The organism is Granulosicoccus antarcticus IMCC3135 (assembly GCF_002215215.1).
GTDB classification, from domain to species: domain Bacteria; phylum Pseudomonadota; class Gammaproteobacteria; order Granulosicoccales; family Granulosicoccaceae; genus Granulosicoccus; species Granulosicoccus antarcticus.
Map to the genome: position 1 here is coordinate 2269320 of NZ_CP018632.1, position 17802 is coordinate 2287121.

The 17802-nt window shown below is 47.3% G+C and carries 15 protein-coding genes and 2 pseudogenes; 9 read left to right on the plus strand and 8 right to left on the minus strand.

Annotated elements, in window-relative coordinates:
• Positions 1 to 6: 6 nt before the first annotated feature.
• From IMCC3135_RS09880 to IMCC3135_RS09900, 5 genes are all read left to right on the plus strand, one after another.
• On the plus strand, positions 7 to 1263 hold the full coding sequence (locus IMCC3135_RS09880; RefSeq protein WP_088917455.1) for a hypothetical protein: 1257 nt from the start codon (positions 7 to 9) through the stop codon (positions 1261 to 1263).
• Positions 1264 to 1322: 59 nt separating this feature from the next.
• A complete protein-coding gene (locus IMCC3135_RS09885; RefSeq protein ID WP_088917456.1) occupies positions 1323 to 4745 on the plus strand; it encodes a hypothetical protein in 3423 nt (1140 codons plus the stop codon).
• Positions 4742 to 5578, plus strand: a complete 837-nt coding sequence (locus IMCC3135_RS09890; RefSeq protein ID WP_088917457.1) for a hypothetical protein — start codon at positions 4742 to 4744, stop codon at positions 5576 to 5578. Before IMCC3135_RS09885 ends, IMCC3135_RS09890 begins: the two co-directional genes overlap by 4 nt.
• A 12-nt stretch (positions 5579 to 5590) precedes the next feature.
• Complete coding sequence (locus tag IMCC3135_RS09895; RefSeq protein ID WP_088917458.1) at positions 5591 to 6010, plus strand: hypothetical protein; 420 nt, start codon at positions 5591 to 5593, stop codon at positions 6008 to 6010.
• Between the two features lie 124 nt (positions 6011 to 6134).
• On the plus strand, positions 6135 to 6758 hold the full coding sequence (locus IMCC3135_RS09900) for a hypothetical protein (RefSeq protein WP_088917459.1): 624 nt from the start codon (positions 6135 to 6137) through the stop codon (positions 6756 to 6758).
• 225 nt (positions 6759 to 6983) lie between these two features.
• Here IMCC3135_RS09900 and IMCC3135_RS35465 read toward each other — a convergent pair.
• Together IMCC3135_RS35465 and IMCC3135_RS09905 are read right to left on the minus strand one after the other, a co-directional pair.
• Positions 6984 to 7118: pseudogene (locus tag IMCC3135_RS35465) on the minus strand (ISL3 family transposase); the annotation flags it as partial.
• A 177-nt stretch (positions 7119 to 7295) separates the two neighbouring features.
• Positions 7296 to 7592 (minus strand): annotated as a pseudogene (locus IMCC3135_RS09905) (transposase); the annotation flags it as partial.
• Between the two features lie 98 nt (positions 7593 to 7690).
• On the opposite strand from IMCC3135_RS09905, the gene IMCC3135_RS09910 reads away from it, so the two are divergent.
• Entirely contained in the window at positions 7691 to 8578 is an 888-nt protein-coding gene (locus IMCC3135_RS09910; protein ID WP_088917460.1) for a hypothetical protein, read from the plus strand.
• 265 nt (positions 8579 to 8843) lie between these two features.
• Here IMCC3135_RS09910 and IMCC3135_RS09915 read toward each other — a convergent pair whose 3' ends face one another.
• From IMCC3135_RS09915 to IMCC3135_RS09925, 3 genes are all read right to left on the minus strand, one after another.
• Positions 8844 to 9644 carry an HNH endonuclease gene (locus tag IMCC3135_RS09915; protein WP_157735892.1) on the minus strand — a complete coding sequence of 267 codons (801 nt, stop codon included), beginning with the start codon at positions 9642 to 9644 and terminating at the stop codon, positions 8844 to 8846.
• A 125-nt stretch (positions 9645 to 9769) separates the two neighbouring features.
• The gene (locus IMCC3135_RS09920) at positions 9770 to 10369 is read right to left on the minus strand and encodes a hypothetical protein (RefSeq protein WP_088917462.1); all 600 of its coding nucleotides are present in this window, start codon (positions 10367 to 10369) and stop codon (positions 9770 to 9772) included.
• A 169-nt stretch (positions 10370 to 10538) separates the two neighbouring features.
• On the minus strand, positions 10539 to 11135 hold the full coding sequence (locus tag IMCC3135_RS09925; RefSeq protein WP_157735893.1) for a hypothetical protein: 597 nt from the start codon (positions 11133 to 11135) through the stop codon (positions 10539 to 10541).
• A gap of 552 nt (positions 11136 to 11687) precedes the next feature.
• On the opposite strand from IMCC3135_RS09925, the gene tnpA reads away from it, so the two are divergent.
• The 3 genes from tnpA (at position 11688) to tnpC (ending at position 14077) form a co-directional block, all read left to right on the plus strand.
• On the plus strand, positions 11688 to 12011 hold the full coding sequence (tnpA, locus tag IMCC3135_RS09930) for an IS66 family insertion sequence element accessory protein TnpA (RefSeq protein WP_088917464.1): 324 nt from the start codon (positions 11688 to 11690) through the stop codon (positions 12009 to 12011).
• A complete protein-coding gene (gene tnpB / locus IMCC3135_RS09935) occupies positions 12008 to 12376 on the plus strand; it encodes an IS66 family insertion sequence element accessory protein TnpB (protein WP_088917465.1) in 369 nt (122 codons plus the stop codon). Before tnpA ends, tnpB begins: the two co-directional genes overlap by 4 nt.
• Positions 12377 to 12445: 69 nt before the next feature.
• Positions 12446 to 14077 carry an IS66 family transposase gene (tnpC, locus tag IMCC3135_RS09940; protein WP_205737987.1) on the plus strand — a complete coding sequence of 544 codons (1632 nt, stop codon included), beginning with the start codon at positions 12446 to 12448 and terminating at the stop codon, positions 14075 to 14077.
• Between the two features lie 493 nt (positions 14078 to 14570).
• On the opposite strand, the gene IMCC3135_RS09945 is transcribed toward tnpC, so the two are convergent.
• Genes IMCC3135_RS09945 through istA form a run of 3 tightly spaced genes read right to left on the minus strand, consistent with a single transcriptional unit; the run spans position 14571 to position 17390 of the window.
• Positions 14571 to 15080 (minus strand): hypothetical protein, encoded by a 510-nt coding sequence (locus tag IMCC3135_RS09945; RefSeq protein WP_088917073.1) that lies wholly within the window; start codon positions 15078 to 15080, stop codon positions 14571 to 14573.
• A complete protein-coding gene (istB, locus tag IMCC3135_RS09950; protein WP_088917074.1) occupies positions 15077 to 15868 on the minus strand; it encodes an IS21-like element helper ATPase IstB in 792 nt (263 codons plus the stop codon). Before istB ends, IMCC3135_RS09945 begins: the two co-directional genes overlap by 4 nt.
• Entirely contained in the window at positions 15849 to 17390 is a 1542-nt protein-coding gene (istA, locus tag IMCC3135_RS09955) for an IS21 family transposase (RefSeq protein ID WP_088917075.1), read from the minus strand. The genes istB and istA overlap by 20 nt, the downstream gene beginning before the upstream one ends.
• Positions 17391 to 17802 lie beyond the last annotated feature (412 nt).

A 17802-nucleotide genomic window follows, 5' to 3' on the forward strand; every position in this document is an offset into this window, starting at 1 on the left:
AAGATTATGAGATTTTTCGTATGGAGTAAGATGAAGGCAGTTATTTTCCTGGCAGTATGGATGTCTGTTACAAGCAGTGTTTCTTTTTCTGCCGAAGAACTAGATGAATGTATTGCTATGTCTGATGGCAATTGTCTAAGTAGTTCTGACATACAAAGTAATTTCGATTTAGCTACTCCAGAAAACCCACTGTTTGCGTTGATGAATGCATCACCAGAGACAGTTATCCGACCAAAAGTAGGAGACAAACTGATGGTTTCGTATTTGCCATTAGTCGCGGACACATTCGGAAAGGACAGTTACTCAATTGGTCTTGAATTGAATCCTGGACAGTTGTACCAACCACAAATTTTCACCGCTGGCGAGCTTATGGGTGTCGAAAGTGGATGGGATGGCACAACAGAAAGAATAAAAAGGTTGCGGCGCTCGAAAACATTGTCGCGTTTCCTAATTTCAGCTGCCGCTAGTGAAAGTTTGGCAGACACCATTAGTTTGAATAGGTTTGGGTTTGGTCTAGCGTACACGCTAGATACGGGCTCCAACTGGGAAACCACAGAAGAATATGGGAGTTGTATTAGGGAAAAAGGAGCACTAGATGTCGGCCGGGCTATTGCGAAATTGCAAAAAGACGAGCTTCAGAACAATGCTAATAAATACGCGAATAGCGCAGATAAAGCTGGTGATGCATTAAAAGAGATCAAGAATAGCGATATTTATAAAGAAACAGTCTCTAAGCAAATAGCAAGCATCACACACATGTGTGCCAAAGGAGTGTCTCCATGGAATCGAAATGTCTTTGGCATCGGCCTCGCGGCGTATCATGGGCAATCTACAGATGCTGAAGACAATAAAGAGAGTGAGAGCGGGTATGGGCTCTGGATAACGCTGGTGAAGAAAGTTGGGCGGAATGGTCAGTTGTCTCTAGGAGCAAGAATTAATGATGGATATTTACAGCCTCTAGATGATGCTGTGGTTGAGGTTGATGATGGTGTGAGATTTGGAGTTCGCTATGCGCACCAGATGCTGGGAATTTCTGACGCAGATAGAGCATTCCGTGGATTTATCGAAATTGGCAGTGTATCTGAGAAAATCGATAACATGGATGACGAATACACTCAAGCATCACTAGGATTTGAAGTCCAAGTTAGTCGGGATCTCTATTTCCAAGCTGCTATCGGCGATACATTTGAAAGTGAGGCTGATCGCGAACGTCATCTGAGCGGAAAATTTAAGTGGTCGTTTACTTCCAAAACAGTCAAATAGTTTTATCTGAGAATGAAAATACCGAAATACACTGTCGTTCGGATTAGGACTACGTACAAGTGCAATTAACGCAACTCATACTAATACTTACAATCATCTGCATTGGAACAAGTGTTTTCGCAGCGGATAAAGAGAAGTCGACGCGAAAAAGCCTGAGCTATTGGTTTGAGTTTCGGAAGTTGGCCTCACACCATTTTCAAGATTGGATTGTAGCTGGGGATGGGCCAACCTTTACTCTCATATACTCCGAACCGCCTCCAGCGTATAATCCATCTGAATACGAGAAACTTTTTCAAGATACATTCCGCGGGTTGGTGAGCTTTCAAACCAAGTCTGAACAATTAGGTTTCAACGGTTCGTTCACCGATATCGTCGCGCACCTTGACTACAGCTTTGCCGACGAAGATGCACTTCGGGAATTTGAAATTGACCTCCGTGCATTAAGTCACGAAATCTATGGGACCAGCTACGGCGCTCGTGCTCTGAGACTGCGCGATCTTTCCAACGACCCTCCGGATACGGATGCTGGTGCTCCCGTTCAGATCAATGCTTCGGATTTGGCAAGTTGGCTCTTCGACGACGACCTAATATTTGGTTCGCCCGAAACTGGGTTAAGCGGGAATATTGAGGCACTTGGGAACAATCGATTAGGTCGTTACATCTCAACAGACGGCACACTCGTCACCCTGATTTTTGATAGGACACGCAAAGTTGAATTTTCTGACATCAAACACATTCGTCACTTCGTTCTCGATAGTGATTTGATTCTAGGTGGTGTGGTTGATGACAAACGAGATCTCATATTTTTGGTAGGACGCGCCAGGCAAAAGGATTTGAAGGATTTTCCGCCACTTCGGGTAGAAGACGTTCTGAACCTAATTGAGCAGGAAAATGGATCGCTTGCACAAAGCTACGATCGCACAACACCGGGAGCCGGCCGGGTCACTTACGAAGGGAAAGACCAAGACTGGGCGCCTAGTTACTTGTCGGCCGAGCTTCTCGATACAGAATTTGGCTCTCTGTTAAACGAGGCAGACGCTATTCTGAAGTCTCAGTCCTTAGCGAATTCCACATCGTATGCGGGTTTTGAAATTGCCCCGATTCCTGGGCCGCCGTTCGAAAAAGGTGTATGGGTCGAATTGAATAAGGTTACGCCGCTGACATCCTTGATCTTCAATTTCAATACACTTGGTTCAGGCCATTGGCTGAAGGTAGATTCGAACACCAAGATATATGCTTCCAATCGCACCGGTAGTTATTCTGTAACCTACTCACCCTTCGCATCAGGTGAGGCTTCTTTGTCCGACGAGGCGTCCCAAATAGCCGATGCGGAAAAACAATATGGAACTTGGTTCAATGAGTCCCAAAATTTAGCACTAACACGTACTGTCCAATACACATCGTTGTTTCAAATCTTCAAAGAGCCGAGCCAGGTTGCTTTTTCGGGTTATCCAGATAGAAGTAGTCGTTTTGATAACGTTGGGTTGGCCTTAAAAAATTCAATAATTCGCGGCTTCCAAGCTTGTTTGCCTGAAAGTGACAGTGGTAGTGCTAACTTCGGGGCCTTGAAGGAGGCTTTCGTGAGGGTAACTTCTGAGCGAATCCGAAACGACTACGCAAACGTGACTGACGCTTTTGTGGCGGAAGCTTCTGAGCAAATCCGTAACGACTTTCCAAAAGACAAACAAGAGCTGCTTGAGCTACTTAGCGGAGTTGCCACGAAGCTTCGGTATGATGGCAACCTGTTCGGTTCCCAAAACCGAGAGCTCATGGACCAGTACAACGCTCTCTTGCGCCAAGAAGAGGCGGTTTTACCAAAAGCAAGAGCGGCACAAGAAAATTACGTTGTTCATACGGAATACCTCAAGCAACAGTATCGCGTCGATGAACAGGTTGTGCGCGGATCTTTACAAGAAGATGGCAGAGATACCGTGGAGGTAGTACTCCTTCGAGGCTCCAGAGAGTGGAATCCTCAACAAGGCAAAGATGGTGAAGATAGGTCGAAGTGGGCCGAACTGCTTTCGATAAACAATCGAGAGGTGGGTTACTATAATAGTCTGTTGTACAAGCGATCTCAAATAGATTCGACACTCGATAAACTAGAGTCGGAGTGGGGCAACAAAAAAGAAATCGCCGACTTCGTTGCGTCCAGATGTGATGTTATCGAAGGAACTAATGATACGATCTTCGACACTTACCAGAATTGGACATTCGAAGACGGCGCTGGAAAGGAAGCCGATTCGAATTTTCTTCGTACACCTACAATCGTTCTCTCAAGAAATAAATTGGATCCGGAATTCCTTGGGGGGCACAACGTTAAGCGTCAGGGTCTAGAAATAGAGTTTTCATCTAGTGTAGGTGTAGATGGATTTACCTTTCAGGGAAACACACTAGAGTTACACCCTCAGCACGGCGGAAGATTGGCCGATTTGTCTGAGGCAATGGCTAAGGTTAAGAATGCTGATCCAGCGGCACAAAAATCTGCTTTCGAGACTGGGACCAGTTCGAACGCAAGCGGTGGCGGCACTCGGGAAAGCATTCTTAAAATCTCGAGGAATGATCGGACCGGCACCATTCTCGACGGATTGGCGATCCACGAGGCTAGTGAGGCTGCAGCCGCCCCTCTCCCGAACAGCGTTCGGCTTGGTTGGGGTGAGCGCGGTCTTTACCTAGATCAAACCATAGATGGCAAGGTGCGTCGTTCTAATCTCTTTGGCGCAAGTTATGGATTGCCGCAACTGCTTGAGAGCCGCCTAGCCTTTCACCGTACCGCCGTGGTTGAGTTCGACAGATCCATTGATGCCGCTACACGCAACGAATTGATCTCAGACTTTATTAGAGAAAGGCCTTCAACTGCGGCTGGAGGCGGCGGGAGAGGTGGAGACGGAAACGGACGCTGGCGAATCTCAGGAACCAGTCCAGACGGGCCGGGACGTGGCCCACGGCTGATCATTTTCACAGACATGCAGACTGGAAGACAGAGGGTTGTAGCCGAAACGACTCGAGGTCGAATAGAGATTTTATTTGACAGATCAGTAAAAAGCGAGGCTTTGTTGAGAGCCCTGTCAAAGCCGATTGAAAGAGGGGCGTCACTTGAGCTGCAGACAAAGATAGCCGCTGATGGGTTGGGTGCAAGAGTTGTCATCGCAGATTTCAAGGTACAGCATACTTCCGAATTCAGTGGGTCAATTGCTGGTTTCATCCACTACGCGATTAAAGCCACCAATGCTCGGATCATAGAGGCGTTCACAAGCGCTCTTAAGGGAGCGTTTTTACGCGTGGCGCGATCCGAGCCTGAAAAGAGTACGCACGCTGACGTTCTTATTGAGATGAGAGAGTCAGCTATGGCAACTGGCTACTTTCGGAATGTCGTAGGTGGAGTTGTGATCGACAAACTTGGGTTGCGCTTCATCCTGTTCCACGGTGCTGCACCTGAAACAGGTCACGAACTTCAGGTCGAAGTTTACTCCTCAGAAATATGATTAACGGCGTTGCGATATTGTCAGCCTTGCCCGAGTCACTGGACGAGATCCGTGCTGGAGCTGCGGACCAGACTAAAGACTACATACGAACCCAGCTTCTTGTGCGACTTCATACACCTGAAAGTGCTTGGGATATTATGAATCCAGTACTAGGCGACATGGCACGAGACTCATTCGCTTGGTGTCGGGCGCAGGGAGTCACAGTCAGACAGAAAGCAGGTTTAGCCGAGTTACGTGACTCGTTGGCAACCCACGACCTGGTTATAGTTTTAGCGCATTGGAAGGGGCCACTTGTTCATTGGATGGATTTACCAGATTCAATAGATGAACTTAAACAGATTCAGACAAGTCTGGACGACGTAGTTTGCGCTCAAGAAGGGGTAACTGCCTCAACGCTGAAGAAATCATTGAAATCTTCTCTTAACAAGAAAATTGAATCATGGTTGAATTGGTTGGATCTTTCGTCACTAGGTAGGGACGATGTAGTTATTGGTGAGTACTACGGGCAGTGCCTCGCTCGCGAACGTCTTGATGCATGGCTCGGGCGCTTAATCGTTCCAGGCGCACGGCTTGAGTTAAGCGACGGGCTTTGGTCGGCACAGGAGGTAGCCGCTTGCTTTCCTTTTGAGTGGGATGGTATCTGTGACTTCTCTTGCTGCCGCTCGTTATACTTGTCTGACATAGTAAAGGCCAAGACACGGCGAGGACTTATTCGAGCCGATGCGCGTTACTTGAAACCAAAAAAAGTATTTGAGGCCCTAAACCACAATGTTGGGGCAGTTGTATCTGGCACGTCGTACTTGGATGCGGCGCATGCTTTTGACAAACTTTGAGGAGAAAGATAAATGATAGTCTCTACAAAATCCTTATTGGATGTGTATAGATCCGAAATCGGTGATCTAGGAGGAGATGACGAAACGTCAGGTACCAGTCTGCGGTTTGATCGCTTCGTTATGATCCTGATCATAGCCTTTAGTCTTGCGATTTCGGCCATGGGCGTGATGGGTATGTATAAGTTCCTATCATCCGAAAACTTTGGATTATCGATTCTGTCGCTGTTTTTCGTTGTTGTCGGCGTGTATAGCGCGTTAGGAGTTTATCGCGAGTTTGTGAGTATGGATATGATTTCAAAAATGCTGCCAAGTATACCCGGTGAATCGCAGATGGAGGTCATCAGGGTTCTCTTGGATAAAGACCGGAATTTAACGTTGATCGATCGGCTTTTGAGTATGATTGAGAATATATTTCCGACAAAACAAAAGTAATAAGAACAGAAATCAGCAGGAACTCATGGATTGGGAATTTTTTCGATGTCAAATAGTGTGTTTTTTCTGGTGATTGAGGGTGGCAGAGCTGGGAAGGTTTGTCTGATTTTAAGAGGGAAAAAGATTGAACCAAGAAGACAGCAAAGAAGATGAAGTAAATTTCGTTCTTGTCGGAGGTGTTGCCGATAAAAAGAGGTCACATATGAAATTTTTACCTATGATTGCCTTAGTGGTGGCTTTGGTTGCGCTTGTGCACACATTCTGGTTAGCAAATCGAATTGCTGCTAGGTTGTCTTCTACTGAGGCCGACAACGCCACGTTTGAAAGGGACTCGGAGGCTGCATCAGCGGAACTAGAGCGCCTAGCCGAAGACAACACTTCTGAAATCAAAGCTGTGAGAGAAAAGGCTGCTTCTGGAGTTGAGAACCTCGAGCTGCGCCTGAACGAATTAGAAATAGAGCTGCGAGACGAAGTATCATCAAAATTAACCCAAGAATTGGTGGAAGAGGCTACATCAATGGCTATTGAGAAGGTAGTCAGTAGCCACTTACCGAAGAGCAGTGACTTTTTGTTGGACTTGGCTGGTGTGCTAGCCAAGAATTTCCATAAGGAGCTTCAAGGAGTACCAGGCGAAAAAGTCGACCCCGAATTACTCGCAACGTTCTTAGCGCGCGACCAGAGCTTTCTTGACGCCCTGCAATTCAAGACTCTGACAGAATTCGATTCGAGTGACACCGATGAGCGCTAAAAACAAATTTGATTTAACGTAGGGGGCGGGGCCCATCTTGGGCTCGCCAAAGAATGTCCGAAACCAAGATCAATTGAAACACCGGATCAAGGATACGTAGTTGCGTTTCCCCACGTTGGTGGGTTACATCACGAGTATCGGCGCGCCGCATGATTTCGGGATTCGGTAACACAATGCGCATTGCGATGATGGCGCGAAAGTTTGGGATAGAGTTTTTGGGGCTCCTCAAAAAAATCTGTGGGTATGTTTTGGCTCTGGAAGATCTCCCATCGCGTGATATAGCGCTATTTCTATGCCTTTGAAGGTACGGAATCCATAGGATTTTCTCATCGTCAGTTTTGCCTTGTTGTTCAGCAATTCCCGGCCAGCTAGATCCTGAGTTGCATTATATTCGAGAGCATGCTGTCAGTTTCCTGCAGGCGCAGTATGGCCTGCCAGAAAGTGACAAAACTAGCCAGGATGTCGAGGGAGGTGCGGTGGTGGGCCAATGTTGAGTGAATGGGAGCTATTGTCAATTCTGGTGTTTGAAAGGTTGAATCAAGCGGCGACCTGATCGGCGATTTTTACTTCGATTCCATCCTTGAATTTCACTCCTTGGATCACCTTCGCCAAGTGATCAAAACATCGTAATCTGTGCCAGCGTTTCTGTGTACACTGACCGAGCTTAAACATCATGTGCAGCATACTCGTGCTGGACAAACACCCTTTGGATCGTTTGGTGCGATGGCGGATAGTGGCAAACGTTGATTCGATCGGGTTGGTCGTGCGTATGCTCTTCCAGTGGGCGGCTGGAAAATCATAGAACGTCAACAACTCATGCTGGTCCTTGAGCAATGGCTACACCACGCATCAGCCTCGAGCGTCTCTGTTGGTGATGTTAGGCAGCAGTGCAAAGTTAAATATAAGATTGAGGAATTGTGGGATAATTTATTATGGGTTACGAACTTTGGACTTCACCAGTTACTGGAATACGCCGGCGTGGCTCAAAGCTTGTAGAGTTGAGACGGCATTTTGAAGATGCGATAACCGTAGAAGCTATCTATGAGCCAATCCAAGCTTGCGAAGTGGACATGCCCACTAAAGCGCTTTCTGAGATACTTGAAAAAAGAGGATTCGATATCTGCGGTGTGCGATACCCAGGCTCAGACGAGATACATAACTATGTTACCGCTGAATCTCTGACTTCAGCAACCCACGTTTCAGATTGCATTCAGATTATCGCATCTAATACTGTTATTTCTGAAACTACTGCTATTGCTGATTGCCTGCATTTTCTCGCTGATATGCAGTGGAAATTTGTTCTAGTCGGTACTTCTATTGCTGGGATCGTTACCCAATGGGATCTAAACAAACCACCTTCGCGGGTATATTTTTTTGGAATTCTTTCATTATTCGAGCAGCACCTGAATCTGTGGATTAGACGTTACTACACAGACGAAGAAATGAGGGCCGTCGTAGGCACCAATAAACATCGTAGCGCTGAAACACTTCAACAAAGGAAAAAGCTACGTGGCATTCCAACTGCATTGATAGAAAATTTTAATATTCCAGAAAAAAGACTCTTGCTTTTTTCGAATGAATATTTATTAGCGGCACTAAATATCGACGCTGAAGATGAAATAAAAATAGAGAATATTGCCACATTCAGAAACGCATTGATGCACTCTGCAAATAGTGTCCTAGATAGCCTAACATGGCAAGAAGTTGCAACAATGATACTTTTTATTGAAAAAACGCTGGAACTTTCAGACAAGCTTATCGAGGATGACGCGCTACGCACGAAAGAACCAGATAGTGAACATCTATTTGCTTCTGCCTAACGCAGCAATCATTAATATTTGACTCTGCCACAGTTTCTGGCTAAGTCATAATCTGAGTCATCCTCGAATATCTTGATGGCAAATGCTATCCGAAAACTTCCGCTATGAGGACGAAGCAGGCATAACTTACAGGTATGAGCTTTCTACCCGTAGGTCTGAATTGTCCTCAAAGCGGACATCATCATTGACGCTGTGCAGCGTATCGGTAACACTAATTTCGCAGCTACTTCCACTAGTTGTCTACTGTATAAACTTTAAACATATTTCAGGTTCGCTTCCATACACTCTTTACATCTGGATGCTTATAAGAAAGGAAGTCACAATACTCAAACGAAATATGCATCGCACTCCAAAGCGGATCACCGTGTAAGTTCACCATCGCCATTGGATTTACAAAATCTAACATGTATGAAAAAGGGGTATCGTATCCGCCTTCTTGAATATACTTAAACTCAAGTTTTAAACGATTCCAATCTGGAATAGCCCTGACAATCAGATTTTTTTCGACAGCATTGAACAATAGTTCCTTTAATTCATCTCTAAGTACGTGCCATTTCCTAACATGTCCCATGAACACATCGTTCTCGTGGAGAAATATGGAGTCATCCTTAAGCTCCGACTGCACCCTGATATAGAATTCCAAGTAGAAATTTGTAAATTCTTTCCAACCGCTGACAAAGGCAACTATTGCTGCAACATCTACGTTTTCTTCATTGGAATCAATCACAGAAACCAATGCCCAATCCATCTCGCCACGAACACGCATCTCGTGTTGCGACTTTAGAATGTAGAGCCTTTCAATAGGATAGCCGATAGGATCTTTATCAATAGTTGTATGGCATGTTGGGCACAATAAAATCAAGTTGAAATACGAATTTCTTTCTGCATCAACAAGAATGCTGCAGCCTCTAGGGCCTTTTTTATTCCCAGCTACAATATGTGCGGCTTCACCAACAACTACTGCCTTACCTTCCAAGGACACACCTTCTAGCTTATGTCGACACATGCTACATGTCGATGCAGCCCGTCCCCACAATTGTTTCACATCTGCAGCTGGGATTGTCATACATTACATATCCATATTTTTGTTATCACGAACACTGCCGGCTGACGCACCATCTTGCGTAGTCAAGTTGTGTGGCCGGGCCCAGTGCTTGCTGCATGGCTCAATTAGCCCTAGGACACTAAGGCTTATGACCCTACATGTTTTTTCGCAGCATCTGAAAGCTTACTGATGTAGTGAACGGCATCGGGCAGCAACCTTGTATATGTATTATTCAATGCACGCAATAGATCGCCTTCTACATACCCACTAAGTCTCGATAGTTCTTTACTGACCTTTGAATCAGTATGCTTTATTGAATTGTTAATGAGTCTCAGCTCTGTTAAGGAGCTTGTCTCCGCCACCTCTGGCAATAGCGGTAGCACATCACTATTTATATATCGCATGTCAGAGAGTTTTTTTTCTTTCAGATCAGAGAACACACATTTAACGATTTTTTTCCTTGCTACTTCCACTCGACTGTACAGCGTAACTATTGCCATAGAATATGCTATGTCTACGGCACCACCTGCATCATCGTACATTCCTTCTATATGCCACCGATATTCATCTTTCTCCTCTTCTGTAAGTGATGGATCATCAGCAATTTCTTTCAAAGTTATATCCATTTCATCATTTTTCGCCTTTTCGAAATTTCGGGCCATTCCAAGATAGGTATCTATATCGTCAACTCGAAGCTCACCTGCGTATTTCAGCAGCCACAGCTTTACCCTTTCAGTCATATTCATTTCATAAATGTGATATCGAAATAATTGTATATTTGGGAGATTCAGAATTAACGGAACGCGAGATAAGTTCGAAAATAACTCAGATATTTTCTAGCCACTGCCGCTCCGTGGGGCTGAGTTAGGCTTAGGGTGTAATAACTAAAGTAGAAGTGTGGGTCCAGCTGGTTTGCTATTTTACGTCATAAAGTTTTGCAGTATTTACGGTTACTTCATTTTCGTGATGGTCTAACCTAGCAAAATATACATCAGCTTTCAGGATTTTTGCTTCTATAACTATTCGTGTGACCGATTCAAACCAAGGTTGACTTGAATAATGAACGTAGGCGAATTCGTGTGCAACGGATTTGTTTAAACTCCATGATTGTCCAAAAGAATGCTGATTTAGCTCGTGCTCATCGCATCCTCTATAAACCCGCAGAACAGCGGGATGCCCCGACAGGTCTGCAGTATCTATATGTTGGGTCAATACAATTTTGGGATACCAGTCTTGATTCTCTTGATAAATAAAAAGATCTTCAATGCTGTATTCTGAGAATGAAGTAAATGCATGCCGAAGAGAGCACAGGACATTTTTAGACTCCGTGGATTTCATGGCGCTCTTGCGACGTATATGCTGGGCTGAAACATAATCACAATTCTGTTTCTTTGTTAATCTCTGCGCATAATAGTCAGTTACATCATTGAGAAAGGTAATTATAGAATCCATTGAAAGTACAACATCAGTAGAACCTAGTTTTAGTTGAAGGTTGTTGAGATCGATGCTCATCGTATTCGACAGGTACATCTTTGTACTCTTCTTCACCTGATATTTTTTCCAAAATAGTTACTTATTAGCCCTTGCTAGCCTCAGTAGGCTGCAAGACACCGTTAGATATTTCATGCAGAGGCTTTCCCACTAGTTCAATTTTGGATTCCAGTAAGACCCTTCTGCATATACACTAAATGGACTCTCACCTTTGTCTCGATAGTCTCGGCAAACACCATTCAATATATTTTTTACCACTTTTGTGATGAATGCTGTTGGATAGATCAACTCCCATGTCGAGTGCCATTGCAGCGTCGGAGGATATTGCAGCGCAGTCAGCGTCTGCATTTTGTGATAATAAGGATTCAACTCACGCCTAAACGGAGACTCTGACCCTTGCCCTGGTTTGCTAAATTCGTGAACGACACAATTTCTGTAAAGCCATAACATATTCTCATGGGATAAAAGCTCTGGAGTGAAGCCATTACATTGTAAGCGGTTCCAAATCGACGTAATTGAGTGAGTCGATGGTTCGCGCGAAGATGTGCTCACTGTTACAGCGAGCAACACGCCATGTCATCGATCAAGTCATCAGTCAGTCGCCGAGCGATCTGGGAAAGCCACGTCCTTACTTGGCAAGGCAGCGGATTGAGCAAAGCGAAGTATTGCCGGGAGAACAAGCTGAGATACCACCAATTCATTTATTGGATTTCCAAGGGTGAACAGAGAGTTCAGCCGAAGACCGTCACAGCGCAGACACCCAAGCTATTGCCGGTGGTGATCAAACAATCAGCTGTCTCACCAGAACTGCAGATCAAGCTTCCCAACGGCATCATCATCAGCGGCATCACAGTGGATTCAGTGGAGGTGCTTGGTGCTTTGATGGATCAGCTATGAAGAGCTACACGTTGCGTCCGGGTACCCATCTCACACAGATCTATGTCTACCGTGACCCAGTTGATTTCAGGAAGGGACATAGGGGGCTATCAACGTTGATCGAACATGAATTAGGACATAATCCATTCAGTGGCACACTTTACGTGTTCGGCAATCGCCAGCGTTCCAGAATAAAATGCCTGTTCTGGGAGGACAATGGATTTGTGCTGTATTACAAGGCGCTGGCAGAGGAGAAGTTCCATTGGCCACATGCCGATGATGAACTGATTACACTCACAGGTGAGCAATTGAACTGGCTGTTGGATGGTTATAACGTGGGACTGATGACACCGCATCGTCCGCTTCAGTATGAGTCTGTCGGGTAGCGATATTTGTGTGCCGGTTGACTCTGCCTGCAGGTCGGTTCACGCGGCAGTTGTGCTAGTCTTATTGCCATGCAGGCGACCAACAAAAGCGTTGATGATGTGTCAGTCACCCAGGCTGATATGCCAAGTGGTGATGCACTGCCTGCCGCTTTTCTTGAGCTGAAGAAACAACTCGACGAACAGTTCGATCTGGTCAGCAAGAAGAGCGATGTAATAAGCCAGCAGAAGGCACGCATCGCTGTCCTTGAAGAGCTACTGCGATCAAACAGAGCCGAGCGCTTTGGCGCCAGTAGCGAGTCGGATCCCCTGCAGACCAACTTCTTCAATGAAGCTGAGCTTTTGGGCGATGATGCCGACAGCAATGAGGACGAACAGCCAAGCCACGATGATGCCAACGGTGATCAAAGCAAGCCTGCGAAGAAACGGGGTCAGCGCAAGGCGCTGAACCCGGACATCCCTCGCGTGCAAGAACGCTTGCTATTGAGCGATGAACAGCGTGAAAACGCTATTGATACATTTTTCGTCACGGTCAAGGAAGAACTCGACATCACACCGGCACAGGTACAAGTGATCGAGTACTTGCAAGAAAAGGCGGTTTATCTGGACGATAACGGTCAGCGCAAGATAGTGACCGCTGAACGTCCTGTACACCCGCTAGGCAAGAGCATTGCCAGTTATTCGCTTCTGGCCTACATCATCATTGCTAAATATTGCGACGGTCTTCCACTGTATCGTCTGGAAGGCATTTTGAAGCGCTACGGCGGTTCAATCAACCGCTCGACAATGGCCAACTGGCTGATCAGATTGTCATTGCAGTTCCAACCTGTCGTGAACCTGATGCGTGAGGTTCAGCTCACCGCTGATTATCTACAAGGTGATGAAACGCGACTGCAGGTACTCAAGGAGCCTGGCATGGATCCGACGGGTCATAAGTGGATATGGGTGCTTCGAGGTGGCCCACCGGACAAGCCGGTGGTGTTGTTCCACTATGACAAGTCACGCGCAGGTTCAGTTGCGGGTGAGCTACTCGATGGCTTTGAGGGGCGCTATTACCAATGCGATGGCTACTCGGGTCAGATTGCTGCTGTGGATGGCAAAAAGGTCACCGTCATTGGCTGTATGGATCATGCGCGACGCAAGTTCGTGAAAGCCGAAAAAGCGCTGACCAAGAAGGCCAAAAGTGGGGCACCTGCCAAATGCACAGTCGGCCGAGCCAAGCTGGATGCGCTGTACCGCCTCGAGCGTGAAATGAACAAGCTTGATCTGACGGACGATCAGCGCAAAGCCTACCGCCAAGAGCATGCCAAGCCCAAGCTGGACGAACTGCACCAATGGCTCACCAGGAACTCTACAAAAGTTGCCAAAGACACGTTGACCTACAAGGCCATTAAATACACATTGAATCAGTGGGAAAGACTCATTGCTTATTGTGATCACGGTCAACTACACATCAGCAACGTGCTGGCCGAAAATGCAATCAGACCCTTTGTAATCGGCCGCAAGGCTTGGATGTTTTCAGATACTCCGAAAGGCGCTACGGCCAGCGCGATGTACTACACCCTCATTGAATCGGCCAAGGCAAACGGGATCGATCCGTTCAAATACATGCTGCACTTGTGCAAACATATCGCCAAGGCGGAAACGCTTGAAGATATCGAAGCACTGCTGCCCTGGAACGTGAAAGATCAGCTGGCACGATAGAAGTCAACAGACGCTGATTTGGGAGCGCTTACATTACATTGAATAAAAGCTCCATTGCTGTTTCGTGGCCAATGCAATTCAACTTCACTCAAATGCGGGTCATGGTCGAGAAATGTTTGACTTTGGCCGTCAGGCAAAATCAAGCCCAACTTCGTGGAGGCCCACTGCTTAATATGTGCAAATTCAATTGACGAAGGAGCTGTGTCCAATACCCTAGCCAAGTGCAAGATACTCACTCGACTACTGTCCGACCATTCCGAGTATTCATTGACTACATGTTTGAACCTATTGCCAATTCCTTCTATATTTTTGGCACCGGCTTTTGCAATTCTATCAAGAATGCAACATAGCAAAACACTGCTATGTATTGCGTTGTACCGTCGGTGTCTTTGCTGGATCAAAAGCGCGGCTATTTGCCGGAGAGTTTTTCAATAAATGAGACTGCCTGACACTGGACCCCGCAGGATCCAGATGCTAGAAAAGCATGTCTTTGTTAGAAGTCCTCGTCGTCCCAGTTGGGCATTGACGATCGGGACAGGCCACGCTTCCACGGGGGGTGAAGTTCTTGATGTCTTTGTTCGCCCATGCGCCTTATCGGATCCTTGTAGAGTTCTTCGCAGGCGTGCAATAGCGCACGGAGCAAATTATGCATTTCACCGATATCCTCGTCACTCAGTGAGGACAGAGCGTCGATTGATGGCAGTGCGTCCCATAGTTTGGTTTTGTCGTTCATCACACCCGGCTCTTGTGAGGTTCTACCGGACTGGTTACATGAGGTCGATTCCTGTTTATCATCCCCTGCCATTCGGTCTATTTCATCGTCAAAACAAAGATGCCGCTGGCGTGGATCACATTGCTCATCAAGCTCCGGCGTGCGGCACTCTATGATGTCCTCGCTGTAGAGCTCCCAAACCGTATCGCGCAAACGGTCAAGATAATCAACAATGGCGGCAGCTTCCTCTGGCGTCCAGTAGAAGGCCACATCAACACAACGTGAGTTCATGAGTCTTTGCCTTTTGGTTTGGGCGTTCTTGTCACTTTGGCTCGGGTCCCTTTCTTTGAAGCTGCTCTTTTTTTGGCCTCATGGACTCGATACGATTCACCCTTGATCACCAGTATTTCTGAATGATGCACCAGTCGATCAACAATGGAGACCACACTGCCGTTGTTGGGGAACATGGATGCCCATTCGCTAAACGGTTTGTTGGTAGTAACAATGATCGGCTTCTTCTCGTAGCGACGGTTGACGATCTCAAATAGAAGATCCGCATGTCGATCGCCATAGGACAGATAGCCCAACTCATCAATGACCAGCAATGAGGGGTGAGCGTAATATCTGAGCCGGCGTCGCAACGCGTTATCACCATCCTGTGATGCCAGATCTCCAAGCATTTCGGCAGCATTGACATACAACGCGGTATGACCTTGCATCACCGCTTCATGCGTGATGTTTTGAGCCACAGTGGATTTGCCCAAGCCATTTGAACCGATCAGTATGATATTGCTTGTCTCGTGAATAAACTCCAGATTCATCAGCTCCGAGATGGCGCCTTTGTCGCATTGTTCAGGCCATTGCCAGTCGAAGTCTGCCAGTGGCTTGAAGCGCCCAATGTGAGCGCTGCTTAGACGTCGTTCAAGGCCGCGCTGTGTTCGTTCTACCTCTTCCCACTGCAGCAAAGAGGGGATCCAGGCAATCTGATCCTTTGAGAGTTCATCCCAATGTGCTAGAAGGCCATGAAGTTTCAAGGCCAGGGCGCGTTGTTGTAATTCACTATTTAATGGAGTCGTCATCTGTCTCTCCCGGCACGCTATTGTCGTTGTCGTTGTCGTTGTCGTTGTCGCTCAACTGGTCATAGCAATCCAATGAGCCCGGGCGCACGACAATGTGATTAGCGCGTGCGTTAGCTGGCAAGGGTACGATCAGTGGTGGTGGACGGTTGTGCTCATCACGCCGTCGTTCAAGCACAATGCGCACAGCATTGGGATGTGGAACCTGTTGTCTCAATGCCTCTGCAATGGCGTGTTCAAGCTCCTGTGCCCCGTAGCTGTCCAGCAGGTTCAGTAGCTGGGCAACCACCTGGCTAGGCCGGTAGCCACGCTTGGCGCCTTGTGTCAGTAGTGCAGTACTGCTCGGTGCAGACTGCGAAAGCCGATCCTGGCCGCGGTGTGCACGCCCCCGACGCTTGTAGTTAACGAGTGCCTGCAGATGCGCAGGATCTTCAATCTGTTCGCCTTTACCATAACTGCGAACATGGCTGGCAATCACCTTGGCACCATCAGTGATTCGCACCGTGCCCATCGAGGCAAGTACTGTCAGCACGCGACGCACATGAGTGTGTGGCAAGCTATAATCGTTGAGATCGTAGCGTGCGTACGGTGTTTTTCCGATGGACACACTGACCCGATCATCGGCTGGATACGGATTGTCCGGTAATGCAATCAGGTGCTCCTTCTCCTTTTCAAACGCTTCACCGACCGTGATTGATGTATCCGCCTGGCAAGGGCGTTGGGTACTGTGCTCAGTGCACCATTGGTCGGCCTGTCTATTCAGATCATCCAGATCACGGAAGTCACGGGCCGCAAAGAAATTCTCGCGTATAAAACGAACTCCTCTTTCAACTCGGCCCTTCTCATTCCCCCTGTACGGTGCGCAGGGGCGCGGTTCGAAACGATAGTGTGCCGAGAGTTTTAGCAGTTCGGGATTGAATGTGATCGCATCACCGTGGCGTTGAATGACAGCCGATTTCAGGTTGTCGTACAATACAACTCGAGCAACGCCGAGATGCTCGAAGGCAGCAACATGTCCCCGCAGAAAACTCTCCATGCGTGCGTTAAGATAGAAGCGTACGAAGATCATGCGGCTCCAGGAAAGCACCATCACAAAGGCCATCAACGGACGCTTGGCCCGGCCGATTTGCAGATGACCGAATGAGCCCCAGTCACATTGCATTTGTTCTCCTGGAAAAGTCTTGAGACGCTGGAAGGCCTCCGGATTTTTCCGGGGACGCAGCTCCGCCACGCGAGCACGAAAGTGACTGGAACACCCGTTATACCCGCGATTACATGCCATCACATATAGGCGAGTAGCGGTCAGATCGGGGAACTTGTCCAGCGTGGCTACGATGAAGTCGTTGTAGGGATCGCGTATCGATCGTGACTCGGTTCGCTCAGATTGTGGCACACCAACCTGGCTCAGTACACGTTCAACCACGCTGTGATGAATATGCAGCTGGCGGGCGATGGTATTGACACCCCAGTGCTCGACAAAGTGAAGCCGTAGAATCTGGCTATGCAACTCAGCATGAATCGTCATGGTGGTGTCCCTTTGTAATTCCGATGTCGAGAGTGATGTCGTGTTGTTCGCAGGAAATCGATTCTCATAGCCTCATTGCAGGCACGTTGACACCCGTTGCAGTAAACAAAACGAGACTGTGTTGGCCTGGATATCAGTGGAGCACTGCCGGACTCCTCGACGGAACCCCGGTGCGTTACTATGGGTGAATCGCAGGGTGTTGCACTCGGTTCTGAGTCAGGTGGCTTTAGCGTGAGCGGGGGTTGTTTGCTCGACTCGAGATCCGATTCAAGCATTGCTTTACGCAACCGGTTACGACGTTGACGGGCGGCAGTGCTACGCCTGCCTTTAGGACTGCGTCGGTAGCGTTTTGCGTTTCGTTTGCAGCGTTCTTTATTTGCAGCCTGGGCGCATCCATCGAAGCAGTAGATAT

What these genes read in the sequence shown, in the direction of transcription:
- IMCC3135_RS09880 (WP_088917455.1), top strand. Translation starts at nt 7, where the DNA reads ATGAGATTTTTCGTATGGAGTAAGATGAAGGCAGTTATTTTCCTGGCA.
- IMCC3135_RS09890 (WP_088917457.1), top strand. Translation starts at nt 4,742, where the DNA reads ATGATTAACGGCGTTGCGATATTGTCAGCCTTGCCCGAGTCACTGGAC.
- IMCC3135_RS09895 (WP_088917458.1), top strand. Translation starts at nt 5,591, where the DNA reads ATGATAGTCTCTACAAAATCCTTATTGGATGTGTATAGATCCGAAATC.
- IMCC3135_RS09910 (WP_088917460.1), top strand. Translation starts at nt 7,691, where the DNA reads ATGGGTTACGAACTTTGGACTTCACCAGTTACTGGAATACGCCGGCGT.
- IMCC3135_RS09915 (WP_157735892.1), bottom strand. Translation starts at nt 9,644, where the DNA reads ATGACAATCCCAGCTGCAGATGTGAAACAATTGTGGGGACGGGCTGCA.
- IMCC3135_RS09920 (WP_088917462.1), bottom strand. Translation starts at nt 10,369, where the DNA reads ATGAATATGACTGAAAGGGTAAAGCTGTGGCTGCTGAAATACGCAGGT.
- IMCC3135_RS09925 (WP_157735893.1), bottom strand. Translation starts at nt 11,135, where the DNA reads ATGAGCATCGATCTCAACAACCTTCAACTAAAACTAGGTTCTACTGAT.
- tnpA (WP_088917464.1), top strand. Translation starts at nt 11,688, where the DNA reads ATGTCATCGATCAAGTCATCAGTCAGTCGCCGAGCGATCTGGGAAAGC.
- tnpB (WP_088917465.1), top strand. Translation starts at nt 12,008, where the DNA reads ATGAAGAGCTACACGTTGCGTCCGGGTACCCATCTCACACAGATCTAT.
- tnpC (WP_205737987.1), top strand. Translation starts at nt 12,446, where the DNA reads ATGCAGGCGACCAACAAAAGCGTTGATGATGTGTCAGTCACCCAGGCT.
- IMCC3135_RS09945 (WP_088917073.1), bottom strand. Translation starts at nt 15,080, where the DNA reads ATGAACTCACGTTGTGTTGATGTGGCCTTCTACTGGACGCCAGAGGAA.
- istB (WP_088917074.1), bottom strand. Translation starts at nt 15,868, where the DNA reads ATGACGACTCCATTAAATAGTGAATTACAACAACGCGCCCTGGCCTTG.
- istA (WP_088917075.1), bottom strand. Translation starts at nt 17,390, where the DNA reads ATGACGATTCATGCTGAGTTGCATAGCCAGATTCTACGGCTTCACTTT.